We start from the raw sequence: 15163 nt of genomic DNA, 5'->3' as shown, positions 1-15163 counted from the left end.
TCTTAACCTCTAGCGTCTTCAACACTGGCGGCCAGAATGGCCAGAACCAGTTGCTGGAAATCCAGACCGGCAGCACGGGCCGCCATCGGCACCAGACTGTGATCGGTCATGCCCGGTGCGGTGTTGACTTCGAGGAACCAGAACTGCCCGTCGGCGTCCTGCATCACGTCCGCCCTGCCCCAACCGGCAATCCCCAGCGCCTCACAGGCCTTGGCCGTGAGATCCATGAGTTCCTGTTCCTTGGCGGCATCCAGCCCACACGGAATGCGGTACTGGGTATCGTTGGCGATGTACTTGGCGTCGTAGTCGTAGAACGTGTGCGGTGTACCCAGGGCGATTGGAGGCAACACCTGGTCACGCAGGGTGGCGATGGTGAACTCCGGACCGTGGATCCATTGCTCAACCAAGACTTGCGAATCGTAGGTACTGGCCGCTTTCCATGCGTCGATCAACTCGGACGCAGAACTCACTTTGGCCATCCCGATACTTGAACCTTCATGCGCCGGTTTGACGATCAAAGGGAAGCCCAGTTCCGTCGCCGCCGAAATACAATCGGCTTCGCTGCACAGCACGGCGTGACGCGGCGTCGGAATCCCGAGGCTGTGCCAGACCTGCTTGGTGCGCAGCTTGTCCATCGCCAGTGCCGAAGCCAGAATGCCGCTGCCGGTGTAGGGAATGCCGGCGCACTCGAGCAGGCCCTGCATGCTGCCGTCTTCACCGCCACGGCCGTGGAGAATGATGAACGCACGGTCGATTTTTTCGCTGAGCAGACGCTGCAGGAAATCCTCGCCAACGTCGATGCCGAACGCGTCCACGCCGGCGCTTTGCAGCGCGTCGAGCACGGCGTTACCGGATTTCAGCGAAACCTCACGCTCGGCACTCAAGCCGCCGAAGAGCACGGCGACGCGGCCGAAATCTTTCGGCGCGATCGTGGAGAACAGGTTGGCGTAGGCAGCAGTCATTTCAACTTCCCCTCGACCGACGCCGCCACGGCGCCAGCGAACAATTCACTTTTCAACAGCTTCGGCGCCAGCCCGCCGATATCACCGGCGCCCTGGCACAGCAGGATGTCGCCGGCACGCAGCAGCGGCTTGACCAGCGGTGCCAGATCGACGCCACGCTCGATGTAGATCGGGTCCAGCGCACCGCGCTGGCGGATGCTGTTACACAGCTTGCGGCTGTCGGCGCCCGGGATCGGCTCTTCGCCGGCCGGATAGACTTCCATCAGCAGCAGCACGTTGGCATCGGCCAATACATTGACGAAGTCGTCGTAGAGGTCGCGGGTGCGGCTGTAACGGTGCGGTTGATACACCATCACCAGACGGCGCTCCGGCCAGCCCCCGCGTACGGCTTTGATCACTGCCGCAACTTCCGTCGGGTGATGACCGTAGTCATCGACCAGCATTACGTTGCCGCCGTCCACCGGCAGTTCGCCGTAGACCTGGAAGCGTCGGCCGACACCCTGGAAGCCCGACAGGCCCTGAACGATGGCTTCATCGCTGACGCCCTCGTCGGTGGCGATGCAAATGGTCGCCAGCGAGTTGAGCACGTTGTGGTTGCCCGGCATGTTCACGGACACATCCAAAGGCTCGCGGTCAGGTCGCAGCACGGTGAAGAAGGTCTGCATGCCTTGCTGGCGCACATTGATCGCGCGCACGTCAGCGTCTTCGCTGAAGCCGTAGGTCACGGTCGGACGTTTCACCAGCGGGAGGATTTCGCGCACCACCGGATCGTCCAGGCACATCACGGCCAAACCGTAGAACGGCAGGTTGTGCAGGAACTCGACGAAGGTTTTCTTCAGTTTGTTGAAGTCGCCGTCGTAGGTCGCCATGTGGTCGGCGTCGATGTTGGTGACCACGGCCACCAGCGGTTGCAGGTGCAGGAAGCTCGCATCGCTTTCATCGGCTTCGGCGATCAGGTAACGGCTGGTGCCAAGCTGGGCATTGGTGCCTGCTGCATTCAGACGGCCACCGATGACGAACGTCGGATCCAGACCACCGGCGGCGAACACCGAAGCGATCAGGCTGGTGGTGGTGGTTTTGCCGTGCGTACCGGCGACGGCGATGCCGTGGCGATAGCGCATCAGTTCGGCGAGCATTTCGGCACGCGGCACCACTGGAATGCGACGCTCAAGCGCGGTCGCGACTTCCGGGTTGGAGGTGTTCACCGCGCTCGACACTACCAGTACATCGGCGGTCGCGGCGTTCTCGGCACGGTGGCCGATGAAAATGTGCGCGCCAAACGATTCCAGGCGCTCGGTGACCGGCGAAGCTTTCAGGTCGGAACCGGACACTTCATAGCCCAGGTTCAACAACACTTCGGCAATCCCGCACATGCCCACGCCGCCGATGCCGACGAAGTGGATGCGACGGATACGGCGCATTTCCGGTTGCGGCATGGCTTTCTGATTCTCAACCATGAGCCACCTCCAGACAGGTATCGACCACGCTACGGGTGGCATCGGGTTTCGCCAGACGGCGGGCCGCTTGGGCCATATCTTCGAGTCGTTGCGGTTGCATCAAGACCTCTGTCAGGCGCGCGGCAAGGTCCGCGGCACCAGTCGTTCTTTGCGGCATCAGGAAGGCAGCGCCTTCACGGGCCAAATAATCGGCGTTGCGGGTCTGGTGATCGTCAATCGCGTGGGGCAAAGGCACCAGCATCGAGGGCAGACCGGCGGCAGCCAGCTCACTGATGGTCAACGCGCCTGCGCGGCACACCACCAGGTCAGCCCAGCCATAGGCTTGGGCCATGTCTTTGATGAACGGCTGCACCTGCGCATCGACGCCGGCGGCGCGGTAGCGCTCTGCAGTCACTTCATCGTGGTTTTTGCCGGCCTGATGAAACACTTCCGGGCGCAAATCGGCAGCGACTTGGGCCAGGGCTTCAGGCAGCAATTTGTTCAACGGTTCAGCGCCGAGGCTTCCGCCAAGGATCAGCAAACGCGCTTTTCGACCGGCCAGAGCAGGTCGCGATGTGTCGAGGAACAGCTCGCTGCGCACCGGGTTTCCGGTGGTACGGCGGGTGTCCGACAGAGTAAAGGTGTCGGGGAAGGCTTCACACACCCGGGCGGCGAACGGCACCAGCAACCGATTGGCGGTGCCGGCCACGGCGTTCTGCTCGTGAACGATCACCGGCACGCCGGCCAGTTTCGCGGCAAGCCCCCCAGGGCCAGTCACATAACCACCGAAGCCGACCACGCAAACCGGCTTCAAGCGACGAATGATCGCCCGCGCCTGCCACACCGATTTCAACAGCATGAACGGCGCCTTGAGCAGCGACAGCTTGCCCTTGCCGCGCAGGCCAGTGGCGTTGATCCGGTGCAGTTCAAGACCTGCGGCCGGGACCAGTTCGTTTTCGATTCCGCGTGGCGTGCCGAGCCAGTGCACGGTGTAGCCGCGCGCCTGAAACTCGCGGGCACAGGCCAGCGCCGGGAACACGTGACCGCCGGTGCCGCCGGCCATGATCAATACGTTAGCGCCCATGATTCGGCTCCTCAGCGAAGTCGCTCTCATGGAATTCCATCTCTTCGCTGCCGAGGTGGGTTCGACTCTCCCACTCGATCCTCAGCAACAAGCCAAGGCAGGCACAGCAGATCACCAGCGAACTGCCGCCGTAACTGAGGAACGGCAAGGTCAGACCCTTGGTTGGCAGCAGGCCGACGTTCACCCCGATGTTGATCAGGAACTGACCAATCCACAGGAACGACAGACCGTAAGCCACATAAGCAGCGAAGAACTGTTTGGCTTTTTCCGCCCACAAGCCGATGTACATGCCGCGAATACACACGAACACGAACAGCGCGACGGTGCACAGCGAACCGACCGCGCCCAGTTCTTCAGCCAATACCGAGAACACGAAGTCGGTGTGCGCTTCCGGCAGGTAGAACTGCTTCTGCACGCTGTTGCCCAGACCCACGCCGAGCCATTCACCGCGACCGAACGCGATCAACGCTTGCGACAGTTGATAACCGGCGCCGAACTGGTCAGCCCACGGGTCGGCGAAGTTGGTCAGACGCGCCATTCGATACGGCTGCATCTGAATCAACAGCACCACGGCCCCGACCGCCAACACCACCATCAGCGAGAAGCGGAACAACCCGACTCCGCCGAGGAATAGCATGGCCGCCGCAGCGCCCATCATCACCACGGTGGCACCGAAGTCCGGCTCCATCAGCAACAGACCGGCCATCGGCAGCAGCACGATGAACGGCTTGAAGAAACCCATCCAGCTCTCGCGCACTTCTTTCTGGCGACGCACCAGATAACCGGCGAGGTAGATCACCACGAACACCTTGGCGATTTCCGAAGGCTGCACGTTGAAGAAGCTGAAACCGATCCAGCGCATCGAACCGTTCACTTCGCGCCCGATGCCGGGGATGATCACCATCACCAGCAAACCGAACGCACCGATCAGCATCAGCCAGCCAAGGCGTTGCCAGGTGGCAATCGGAATCATCATGGTGACGATGCACGCGCCCAGGCCCAGCACCACGTAAATAAGGTGGCGAATCATGTAATACAGCGGACTGCCCGACTGCGCCGCCGCCACTTCAGTGGACGCCGAGGCGATCATGATCAAACCGAGACCGAGCAGCGCCAGGCAACCGGCGAGCATCGGGAAATCGAGGTCGATGCCGCGCCCGGTGATGATCGGCGACGGATACGGTTTGATGATATTGCGCAGGCTCATGCCAGTTCCTCCACAGCGCGGACGAACTGGTGACCACGGTCTTCGTAATTTTTGAACATGTCGAAACTGGCACAGGCCGGCGACAACAGCACCACGTCACCCGGCTGGGCGGCGGCGCGGCATTGTGCGACGGCGTCGACCAGCGAGGTCGCGCGAATCAAAGGCACGGCATCGCCGATGGCCTCGCCGATCTTGTCGGAGTCACGGCCCATCAGGATCACGGCGCGGCAGTTGGCCGCCACCGGATCACGCAAATCGTTGAACTCGACACCCTTGCCATCGCCACCAGCGATCAGAATGACCTTACCGTTGATGTCCGCACCCAAGCCTTCGATGGCGGCAAGAGCGGCGCCAACGTTAGTGGCTTTGGAATCGTTGTAGTACGCCACGCCGTCGAGATCGCGCACCCACTGGCAGCGATGTTCGAGACCGGCGAAAGTGCGCAACGCCGCGAGCATCGCATCGAACGGCAGACCGACAGCATGACCCAGCGCCAATGCCGCGAGGGCATTGGATTGATTGTGGGCGCCGCGAATCTTCAGTTCTCGCACCGGCATCAGGTTCTCGAATTCGAAGGCCAGATATTTCTCGCCGTCTTCTTCACGGATACCGAACGCCTTGAAATCCGGTTTGGTCAGGCCGAAGGTCCAGCATGGCTGGCCCTCGCCCATCAGCGGACGGCTCAGCGCATCCTGACGGTTGACCACGAACTGCTTGGCGCCACGGAAGATCCGGTGCTTGGCCAAGTGGTAGGCCGGCAGACCGCTGTAGCGATCCATGTGGTCTTCGCTGATGTTCAGTACGGTAGCCACTTCGGCGTTGAGCTGGTCGGTGGTTTCCAGCTGGAAGCTCGACAACTCCATCACGTACAGCTCGACGTCGTCGCGGAGCAGATCCAGCGCCGGAGTGCCAAGGTTGCCGCCGACGGCGACGCGTTTGCCGGCCGCAGCCGCCATCTCGCCGACCAGGGTGGTGACGGTGCTTTTCGCGTTGGAACCACTGATGGCCACGATCGGCGCCTGCGCGTTACGCGCGAACAGCTCAATGTCACCGGACAGTTTCACGCCACGGGCCGCAGCGGCTTGCAGGGCCGGGGTCGCCAGCGCCAGGCCGGGGCTCACGTAGAGCTCGTCGGCACGGCAGAGGAATTCGACGTCCAGCTCGCCACAACGCACTTCCACGTGCGGATAGTCACGCTTGAGCGTGGCCAGTTCCGGTGGATTTTCCCGCGTGTCCGCCACGGCAAACGACGTGCCCCGGTTCGCCAGGAAGCGAACCAGGGACATGCCGCTCTTGCCGAGGCCGACAACGATGCGGAAGTGGTCAGAAGCGATCAGAGACACTCGTTCTACCTCAGCTTCAGGGTGGCAAGGCCAACCAACACGAGAATCACGGTGATGATCCAGAAACGGACGATCACGCGCGGCTCGGGCCAGCCCTTGAGTTCAAAGTGGTGGTGGATCGGCGCCATGCGGAACACACGGCGACCGGTCAGCTTAAAGGACGCAACCTGAATGACGACTGACAGGGTTTCCATCACAAACACGCCGCCCATGATGAACAGGACGATTTCCTGACGGACGATCACGGCGATGGTGCCCAGTGCCGCGCCAAGTGCCAGTGCACCGACGTCGCCCATGAACACTTGCGCCGGATAGGTGTTGAACCAGAGGAAGCCGAGGCCGGCACCGATCAGCGCACCGCAGAACACAATCAGTTCACCCGCGCCCGGCACATAAGGGATCAGCAGGTATTCAGCGAATTTCACGTTACCCGACAGGTAGCAGAAGATGCCGAGGCCACCGCCGACCATCACGGTGGGCATGATCGCCAGACCGTCGAGGCCGTCAGTCAGGTTGACCGCGTTGCTCGAACCGACGATCACGAAGTAAGTCAGCACGATGAAGCCCAGGCCCAGCGGAATGCTGTAGTCCTTGAGCATCGGCAGGATCAGCGTGGTTTCCACCGGAGTGGACGCGGTCATATAAAGGAAGATCGCTGCACCGAGGCCGAACACCGACTGCCAGAAATACTTCCAGCGGCTCGGCAAACCACGCGAGTTCTTCTCGATGACTTTGCGGTAATCGTCGACCCAGCCGATGGCGCCGAACAGCAGGGTCACCAGCAGAACAGTCCAGACGTAGCGGTTGCTCAGGTCAGCCCAGAGCAACGTGCTGACGCCGATCGAAGACAGAATCAGCGCGCCGCCCATGGTCGGTGTACCCGACTTGGACAGGTGCGATTGCGGGCCGTCGTTACGCACGGATTGCCCGATCTGACGGTTCTGCAGGGTGCGGATCATCCACGGGCCATAGCACAGCGACAAAACCAGCGCGGTCAGCACACCGAGGATCCCGCGCAGGGTCAGGTACTGAAAGACCGCGAAGCCTTTGTAGAACTGTTGCAGATACTCCGCTAGCAGCAGCAGCATTAATGTTTCTCCAGACTGGACCCGCACAGAGCCGCAACGATGTTTTCCATCGCTGCACTGCGCGAACCCTTGATCAAAATTGTGGTGTTTGTGTCCTGCTCGGCGTCGAGGGCCTGGATCAGTTCGGCTTGCGTTCCGAAGTGATGCGCCTGTTCACCGAATGCGTTCACGGCGTGAACCATGTTTGGCCCAACGGCATAAAGCGCGGAAACCTTGCCCCGGGCGTACTCGCCCACGTCGCGGTGCCCCTGCTCCGCCCAATCGCCCAACTCGCCGATATCTCCGAGCACCAGGACGGTGCGGCCGGAAAAGCCGGCGAGTATATCAACGGCGGCGCACATCGAGGTGGGGTTTGCGTTGTAAGTGTCATCGATCACGCGCATGCCGTTCTTCGCCAGTTGCGCGACGGTGCGACCCTTGACCGGTTGCACGGCGCCAAGCCCGGTGGCGATGCTGAACAGCGACACGCCCAAGGCGTGAGCGGCAGCCGCGGCGGCCATGGAATTGGCGACGTTGTGGGTGCCGAGCAGGTTCAGTTGAACGCGCTCGACACCTTCAGGTGTGTGCAGATTGAAGGCCGGGCAACCACGGGCATCGGTGCTCAGATCGCTGGCGTAGAAGTCCGCGTGCGTGTTGCTCAGGGCAAAAGTCAGCACCTTGCGCGCGCCGGCACGGGTCTTCCAGATACCGAAAGCCTTGTCATCGAGGTTGAGCACGGCAACACCATCAGCCGCCAGTCCGTCGATGATTTCGCCTTTGGCTTCGACGATTTTTTCCGGCCCGCCAAACTCACCGACGTGCGCAGTGCCGGCATTGTTCAGGATCGCGACGTGCGGCTTGGTCAGCCCGACGGTGTAAGCGATTTCACCCAGACGCGAGGCACCCAGTTCGATCACCGCCGAAGTGTGTTCCGGGGCCAGTTCGAGCAGAGTCAGCGGTGCGCCGAGGTCGTTATTCAGATTGCCACGGGTCGCCAACACCGGACCGCGCGTGCGCAGGATGCTCGCGAGCATTTCCTTGACGGTGGTCTTGCCGCTGGAACCGGTGATCGCTGCGACAGGCTGAGTGAATGCAGCACGGTTCAGCGCGCCCAACTGGCCGAGGGCCTGACGGGTGTCCTTGACCAGCAGTTGCGGCAAGGTGCTGTCGGCCACTTCACGTTCGACCAGTGCAGCGACGGCGCCTTTGGCGGCAACGTCATTCAAATAGTCATGACCGTCGAAACGCGGACCGGTCAACGCAATAAACAGTTGCCCAGGCTGGATCGCACGGCTGTCGATGCTGACGCCGTCGAAACTGGCATCGGCAGCAATCAGGCGTGCATTCAGGGCGTTGGTCAGCTCGCTGAGTTTCAAGGCCTTAAGCATGGGCCACCTCCCAAGCGGTCAGGGCGTGATCAGCCTCGACCAGATCAGAGAAGGCATGACGCACGCCATTGATTTCCTGATAGTCCTCGTGACCTTTACCGGCCAGGACAATCACGTCTTCGGCGGACGCGCCGGCGACCAGTTGCGCAATCGCCTGGCCACGGCCAGCGACGAAAGTGACTTTATCCACAGCGGTGAAACCGGCGCGGATGTCGTCGAAAATCACTGCTGGGTCTTCGGTGCGCGGGTTGTCGTCGGTGACCAGCACCTGATCGGCCAGACGCTCGACCACTTCAGCCATCAACGGACGCTTGCCGCGATCACGGTCACCGCCACAGCCGAACAGGCACAGCAGTTGACCTTTGACGTGCGGGCGCAACGCGGTCAGGACTTTTTCCAATGCATCCGGGGTGTGAGCGTAATCGACCACCACCAACGGCTGCGTGCCGCCACCCAGACGTTGCATACGTCCGGCCGGGCCTTCGAGTTTCGGCAGCACTTTGAGAATTTCGTCGAGCGCGTAATCCAGACCGAGCAAGGCACCGACCGCCGCCAGGACGTTGCTCAGGTTGAAACGGCCGAGCAGCGTGCTGCGCAGATGATGCTCGCCCTGCGGCGTGACCAGCGTGGCGCGCACGCCGTGGTCGTCGAACTGCGCTTCGCGGCAATACAGATAGGCGCTGCTGTCGAGCAGGCTATAAGTGATCAAGCGCGACTCACGTTTTTCAGCGGCCAGTTGCCGGCCGAAATCGTCGTCGAGGTTGACCACGCGGCACTTCAGGTCATTCCAGGCGAACAGCTTGGCCTTGGCCTCGGCGTACGCCTGCATGGTGCCGTGATAATCCAGATGATCGCGGGACAGGTTGGTCATCACTGCGACGTCGAACGCCAAGGCAGTAACGCGGCCCTGATCCAGACCGTGAGACGACACTTCCATGGCCACGGCTTTGGCGCCGGCCTTTTTCAGGTCGCCCAGGGTCGCTTGCACGGCGATCGGATTCGGCGTGGTGTGCAGGCCGCTTTCCAGTGCGCCATGGAAGCCGGAGCCGAGGGTGCCGACGATGCCGCAATGCTGGCCGAGCAGATCCAGTGCCTGCGCGACCAATTGGGTCACGCTGGTCTTGCCGTTGGTGCCAGTCACGCCGATCAGGTTCAAGTGATGGCTTGGCTCACCGTAAAAACGTCCGGCGATGTCCGACAGCTGCGCCGCCAGGCCTTTGACCGGAATCAGCGGCACGTCGGTGATCGGCAGCACGGTGGCGCCTTCGACTTCATAAGCAACCGCAGCCGCGCCACGTTGCAGGGCATCGGCGATGTGCGCACGGCCATCGAATTTGCCGCCAGGCACGGCGAGGAACAGATCGCCTGCGCGCACGTTGCGGCTGTCCAGCGCCAATTCACGGATCAACAGATCGTGGCCGGCGTGGGGGAATATCTTGTTCAGACTTAATGACATCAGCCGCGCCCTCCATTGGCTTTCAGCGGAATGACCGGGGTGGCGTTGGCTTGTTGCGTCGTCGGCAGGTTGTCCGGGGTCACGTTCATCAGGCGCAGGGTGCCGGACATCACGCGGCTGAACACCGGCGCCGATACCAGACCACCGAAGTAACCGGCCTTGGACGGTTCATCGATCACCACAACGATTGCGTAACGCGGATCGCTCATCGGGCCGAAACCGGCGAACAGCGAGCGGTACGAGTTTTCCGCGTAGCCCTTGGTGCCGACCGACGTTTTACGTGCAGTACCCGACTTGCCGGCCACGTGATACGCCGGCACCTGGGCACGGAACACGCCGCGCGGTGCTTCGATCACTTGAGTCAGCATGCCTTGCATGGTTTTCGCCACGGCTTCGGGCAGCACTTGGGTGGTCTGCGGCATCTTGTCGGTTTTGATCAGGGTCAGCGGCGCAAGACGACCGTTGTTGGCCAGGGCCGAGAACGCGTGAACGAGCTGGATCGCGGTCACGGAGATACCGTAGCCGTACGACAGCGTCGCGGTTTCAGCCTTGCGCCACTCGCGATAGTTCGGCAGGTTGCCGACACGTTCGCCTGGGAAGCCGAGGCCGGTGTCCTGGCCGAGACCGACTTTCTGCGCGAGGCGGAAAATCGTTTCGCCGCCGATATCGAAGGCAACCTTACTCATGCCGACGTTACTGGAATTGATCAGGATGCCGGTCAGGTCGAGCACCGGGCCTTCAGTCCTGGAAACGTCCTTGATCGTGTACTTGCCGATCTGCAGGGAGCCCGGATATACCTCGACGGTGTCGCTCGGTTTCCAGCGGCCGGTTTCGATCGCGGCACTCATCGAAATGGCTTTCATGGTCGAACCTGGCTCGAACACGTCGATCATCGCGCGGTTACGCATCATCGCCGGTTGCAGGTTGCGACGGTTGTTCGGGTTGTAGGTCGGCTGGTTGACCATGGCGAGAATCTCACCGGTCTTGACGTCCATGATCACCAGACTGCCGGCCTTGGCGCCGTTCTCGATGATCGCGTTACGCAGCTCGCGGTTGGCCAGATATTGCAGACGCAGGTCAATGGACAACGCCAAGGGCTTGCCGGCCTTGGCGTTTTTGGTGACCTGGACATCCTTGATGAGCCGACCGCGCCGATCCTTGATGACCTGCCGTTTGCCCGGCACACCGGCGAGCCATTCGTCATAGGCCAGCTCGACACCTTCGCGACCATGGTCGTCGATGTCGGTAAACCCGACCATGTGCGCGGTGACTTCGCCGGCCGGATAGAAGCGGCGGAATTCTTCGATGCCGTAAACGCCCGGTACTTTAAGGTCGAGCACGGCCTGGCCCTGCTCGGGGGTCAACCCGCGCACCAGATAAATGAATTCTTTGTTGGCTTGCGCTTCGAGGCGTTCGGTCAGGGCTTTCGGATCCTGTCCCAGCGCGGCGGCGAGTGCTGGCCATTTTTCTTTGGCTGATTGCATTTCCTTGGCGTTGGCCCACAGCGTGGTCACCGGGGTACTCACGGCCAAAGGCTCGCCGTTTCGGTCAGTGATCAGACCACGGTGAGCCGGAATCGGAATGTGACGCAGACTGCGCGCATCGCCCTGACCCTTGAGGAAGTCACGGTCAACCACTTGCAGGTCGATGATGCGCCAGCAGATCGCCGCGACCATGATACCGAGCAGCGCCACCATCAGGCGGAAGCGCCATGGGAACAGTGCGCCTTCGAGTTTCATCATGGCGCCACCATCTTCACGTCAGCCGCGCCCGGGATGTGCATTTTCAGTTGTTCGGTGGCCAGCACTTCGATGCGGCTGTGCGCAGTCCAGGTGCTCTGTTCAAGAATCAAACGGCCCCACTCGGCCTGCGCCTTGTCGCGCACGCTGAGTTCGTTATAAAGGGTGTTGAGCAACTGCCGGTTCCAGTGCGCGCTGTACGACACGGCAATGGCCGACACGAGCACGCCGATGAACAGCAGCAGCATCAGAAAGCTGCCGCCGGGCAGTGGTTTGGCGAAAAGCTTGCTCACCGCAACTTCTCCGCGACGCGCATGACGGCGCTACGGGAACGTGGGTTGGCTTTGAGTTCGGCGTCGGAGGCCGTCTGCGCTTTGCCATGGACTTTGATTTTCGGTTCGAACGCGACGTGGCGAACCGGCAGGTTGCGCGGCAGGTTGTCGGCTTCGCCTTTCACCAGCTTGCGCATGAACAGTTTGACGATGCGGTCTTCCAGGGAGTGGAAGCTGATCACCACCAGGCGACCGCCCACTTCCAGAGCATCCAGCGCCGCCTCGAGGCCGGCTTCCAGATCACCCAGTTCGTTGTTGACGTGAATGCGCAAACCCTGGAACGCACGGGTGGCTGGGTTTTTGCCCTTTTCCCACGCCGGGTTGGCGACTTTCAATACTTCAGCCAGATCGGCGGTGCGCTCGAACGGCTTGATGTCGCGACGCTCGGCGACGGCGCGAGCCATGCGACCGGAGAAACGTTCTTCGCCGTATTCCTTGAACACCCGGGCGATTTCCTCAGCCGGCGCGGTGTTGACGAACTCGGCAGCGCTGATGCCGCGGGACGGGTCCATGCGCATGTCCAGCGGGCCGTCGTTGAGAAAACTGAAACCGCGCTCAGCGTCGTCGAGCTGCGGCGACGACACGCCGAGATCAAGCAGAATGCCGCTGACCTTGCCGCTCAGACCTTGCTCGGCAACCACCGAACCCAGCTCGGCAAAGCTGCGCTGCACAACGACAAAGCGGCCGTCTTCGGCCGCTAGCGTTTGCCCGGTGGCAATCGCTTGAGGATCTTTGTCGAATCCGATGAGCCGACCGTCGGTGCCGAGCTGGCTGAGGATCAACCGGCTGTGTCCGCCGCGCCCGAACGTACCGTCCAGATAGCAGCCATCAGGACGTACGGCGAGAGCCTCGACGGCTTCGTCAAGCAGTACGGTGATGTGGTTAAAGCCGCTATCAATAGTCACAGGATCAAATCACGCAGTTCATCAGGCATCGCGCCCGGTTGTTGAATGGCAGCAAGGTCAGCGGCAGACACCGCGTTCCATGCATCCTCGTCCCACAATTGGAACTTGTTCAGTTGGCCTACCAGCATTGCGCGCTTATCCAGCTTGGCGTACTCGCGCAGACGCGGTGGAACCAGAAAACGGCCACTGCCATCGAGCTCGAGGTCGACGGCGTTGCCGATCAATAAACGCTGCAGGCGACGGTTCTCTTCGCGAAGCGAAGGGAGTGCGCGCAACTTGGTTTCAATAATTTCCCACTCGTCGAGCGGATAGACACACAGACACGGATCAACGGCATCAATGGTGACGATTAATTGGCCAGAACTGCGCGAATCGAGCTCGTCACGGTACCGGCTCGGCATAGCGAGACGGCCCTTTGCGTCGAGACTGATAGCGTTAGCTCCGCGAAACACGTCTGCGTTTCTCCAATTTTTATCGTTTTGAGCTCAAAAAACCCACTTCATGCCACTTTCCGCCACTTGCGCACACTATAGGAATGCGCCCACCACACCGTCAAGGCGCGGATTAAAGGAAAACCCTTACAGAACGGAGATTTAGGAGCTTAAAAGGAGGCGTAACGACAATCTGGCGCAGACTTTTGACCTATAACTTGATGCAGCACTGAAAGCTGCGCTCGAAAGTTAAAGTAATTTGTTAAGAGTAAGATTTTTTCGGTATTACAAAAGCGCTTCTGCTGTTGATTGAAGCGAGGTGGGAAATGGCTATTACTGCGTTTGCCGCTGCCGAACTTTCAGACCAGGCCTGCTGATATTACACAGCCCTGTTGCCTTTGATTCAAGCAGGGAAAGAAAAAGGTGGAGAGTCGATCTGTAAGCCGGGTTCTGTCTTGAACAGTCATTCGTCTACGATGGCCATCACTGGACATCTTTAGCAACCTACCCGGTCCCAGCGCGGGCCACGCCTTGGGACCCTATTTGGTCTTGCTCCAAGTGGGGTTTACCTAGCCACGAACTGTTGCCAGACGTGCGGTGCGCTCTTACCGCACCTTTTCACCCTTACCGGCGCCGAAGCGCTTAGGCGGTTATTTTCTGTGGCACTTTCCGTAGGCTCACGCCTCCCAGGCATTACCTGGCACTTCGCCCTATGGAGCCCGGACTTTCCTCCCCCCCCTAATTTTCATAGAGGGCAGCGACTGTCCGATCGACTCTCCGCCGCGAAGGTTAACGGCAGAGCGGCCGAAGAACAAGCGCTAATAGCCGTCAAACCGGTCTGCGCGACGGCTTACTCACCCTTCTGCTGATCCAGCGCGACCTGATACAGCACGTTTTTACGCTCGCCGGTGATCTGCGCTGCCAGAGCGGCGGCGCGCTTGAGCGGCATTTCTTCGAGCAGCAGATTAAGGACGCGCATCGCTTCGCTGCTGACGGCGTCTTCGGATTCCGGCGCCGTCCAGCCCGCCACCAGCACGACGCATTCGCCGCGCTGCTGATTGCTGTCCGATTCGACGAATGCGCGCAGCTCGGCCAGCGGCAAGCCCTTGAGTGTTTCGAAGGTCTTAGTGATTTCACGGGCCAGCAACGCCTGACGCTCACCACCGAACACAGCTTCCATATCCTGCAGGCATTCGAGGATGCGGTGCGGGGCTTCATAGAAGATCAACGTGCGCGGCTCTTCCTTAACGGCTTCAAGGCGCGACTTGCGTCCGACCGACTTGGCCGGCAGAAAACCTTCGAAGATAAAACGATCGGATGGCAGCCCCGCCGCCGACAGTGCTGCGATCAAGGCACAGGCACCCGGCACCGGCACCACATTGATCCCGGCGGCGCGCGCCTGACGCACCAGGTGATAGCCCGGATCGGAAATCAGCGGCGTGCCGGCATCGGAGATCAGCGCAACGTTGTCGCCCGCCAGCAGACGGGTAATAAAGCGGCTACCTTCGTCTCGTTCGTTGTGTTCGTGACAGGCTGCCAACGGCGTGCCGATACCAAAGTGCTGCATCAGTCGCGCCGAGTGACGGGTGTCTTCGGCGGCAATCAACGCTACTTCACGGAGAATCTTCAGTGCCCGGGCGCTGATGTCGTCCAGGTTGCCGATGGGCGTCGCCACCACATAAAGCGAGCCAGCAGCGGAATTCAGGGAACCTGGAGCAGTCAAAGCGCACACCTCGTGATCGGTAAAAGCGGCCATTGTAACGCGACACGAGGCTTGCGACGCGCTTCGAGCGACCACGGTTTTGCACGTGGT

General features: G+C 61.1%; 13 protein-coding genes and 1 other RNA gene. All 14 read right to left on the bottom strand.

Annotated features, from left to right (window positions below; all coding sequences use genetic code 11):
- Nucleotides 1-2: 2 nt before the first annotated feature.
- The gene (locus tag EJA71_RS15585) at nt 3-962 is read right to left on the bottom strand and encodes a D-alanine--D-alanine ligase (protein ID WP_158958254.1); all 960 of its coding nucleotides are present in this window, start codon (nt 960-962) and stop codon (nt 3-5) included.
- The gene (gene murC / locus EJA71_RS15580) at nt 959-2419 is read right to left on the bottom strand and encodes a UDP-N-acetylmuramate--L-alanine ligase (protein ID WP_158958252.1); all 1461 of its coding nucleotides are present in this window, start codon (nt 2417-2419) and stop codon (nt 959-961) included. The genes EJA71_RS15585 and murC overlap by 4 nt, the downstream gene beginning before the upstream one ends.
- Nucleotides 2412-3482, bottom strand: coding sequence for an undecaprenyldiphospho-muramoylpentapeptide beta-N-acetylglucosaminyltransferase (gene murG / locus EJA71_RS15575; RefSeq protein WP_064392864.1), 1071 nt, complete (start codon nt 3480-3482; stop codon nt 2412-2414). The genes murC and murG overlap by 8 nt, the downstream gene beginning before the upstream one ends.
- On the bottom strand, nt 3472-4689 hold the full coding sequence (gene ftsW, locus EJA71_RS15570; protein ID WP_007916996.1) for a putative lipid II flippase FtsW: 1218 nt from the start codon (nt 4687-4689) through the stop codon (nt 3472-3474). Before ftsW ends, murG begins: the two co-directional genes overlap by 11 nt.
- Complete coding sequence (murD, locus tag EJA71_RS15565) at nt 4686-6032, bottom strand: UDP-N-acetylmuramoyl-L-alanine--D-glutamate ligase (protein WP_158958250.1); 1347 nt, start codon at nt 6030-6032, stop codon at nt 4686-4688. Before murD ends, ftsW begins: the two co-directional genes overlap by 4 nt.
- A gap of 5 nt (nt 6033-6037) precedes the next feature.
- On the bottom strand, nt 6038-7120 hold the full coding sequence (gene mraY, locus EJA71_RS15560) for a phospho-N-acetylmuramoyl-pentapeptide-transferase (protein WP_008082775.1): 1083 nt from the start codon (nt 7118-7120) through the stop codon (nt 6038-6040).
- Nucleotides 7120-8487, bottom strand: a complete 1368-nt coding sequence (gene murF / locus EJA71_RS15555) for a UDP-N-acetylmuramoyl-tripeptide--D-alanyl-D-alanine ligase (protein ID WP_158958248.1) — start codon at nt 8485-8487, stop codon at nt 7120-7122. Before murF ends, mraY begins: the two co-directional genes overlap by 1 nt.
- Complete coding sequence (locus EJA71_RS15550; RefSeq protein ID WP_158958245.1) at nt 8480-9943, bottom strand: UDP-N-acetylmuramoyl-L-alanyl-D-glutamate--2,6-diaminopimelate ligase; 1464 nt, start codon at nt 9941-9943, stop codon at nt 8480-8482. The genes murF and EJA71_RS15550 overlap by 8 nt, the downstream gene beginning before the upstream one ends.
- A complete protein-coding gene (locus EJA71_RS15545) occupies nt 9943-11682 on the bottom strand; it encodes a penicillin-binding protein 2 (RefSeq protein WP_178113708.1) in 1740 nt (579 codons plus the stop codon). The genes EJA71_RS15550 and EJA71_RS15545 overlap by 1 nt, the downstream gene beginning before the upstream one ends.
- A complete protein-coding gene (gene ftsL / locus EJA71_RS15540) occupies nt 11682-11975 on the bottom strand; it encodes a cell division protein FtsL (RefSeq protein WP_007917008.1) in 294 nt (97 codons plus the stop codon). The genes EJA71_RS15545 and ftsL overlap by 1 nt, the downstream gene beginning before the upstream one ends.
- Nucleotides 11972-12919: a 16S rRNA (cytosine(1402)-N(4))-methyltransferase RsmH gene (gene rsmH, locus EJA71_RS15535; protein ID WP_007917010.1), complete on the bottom strand. Its 948-nt coding sequence runs from the start codon at nt 12917-12919 to the stop codon at nt 11972-11974. The genes ftsL and rsmH overlap by 4 nt, the downstream gene beginning before the upstream one ends.
- Entirely contained in the window at nt 12916-13371 is a 456-nt protein-coding gene (gene mraZ / locus EJA71_RS15530) for a division/cell wall cluster transcriptional repressor MraZ (RefSeq protein WP_007917012.1), read from the bottom strand. The genes rsmH and mraZ overlap by 4 nt, the downstream gene beginning before the upstream one ends.
- A 402-nt stretch (nt 13372-13773) precedes the next feature.
- Nucleotides 13774-14127, bottom strand: an RNA gene (gene rnpB, locus EJA71_RS15525) — RNase P RNA component class A.
- Nucleotides 14128-14200: 73 nt separating this feature from the next.
- Entirely contained in the window at nt 14201-15106 is a 906-nt protein-coding gene (gene rsmI, locus EJA71_RS15520) for a 16S rRNA (cytidine(1402)-2'-O)-methyltransferase (RefSeq protein WP_158958241.1), read from the bottom strand.
- Nucleotides 15107-15163: the final 57 nt, after the last annotated feature.

The organism is Pseudomonas sp. PB106 (assembly GCF_009764645.1).
Taxonomy (GTDB): Bacteria; Pseudomonadota; Gammaproteobacteria; order Pseudomonadales; family Pseudomonadaceae; genus Aquipseudomonas.
The sequence above is the reverse complement of the archived record's forward strand: the minus strand, read 5'-3'. Positions and strand labels throughout refer to the sequence as shown.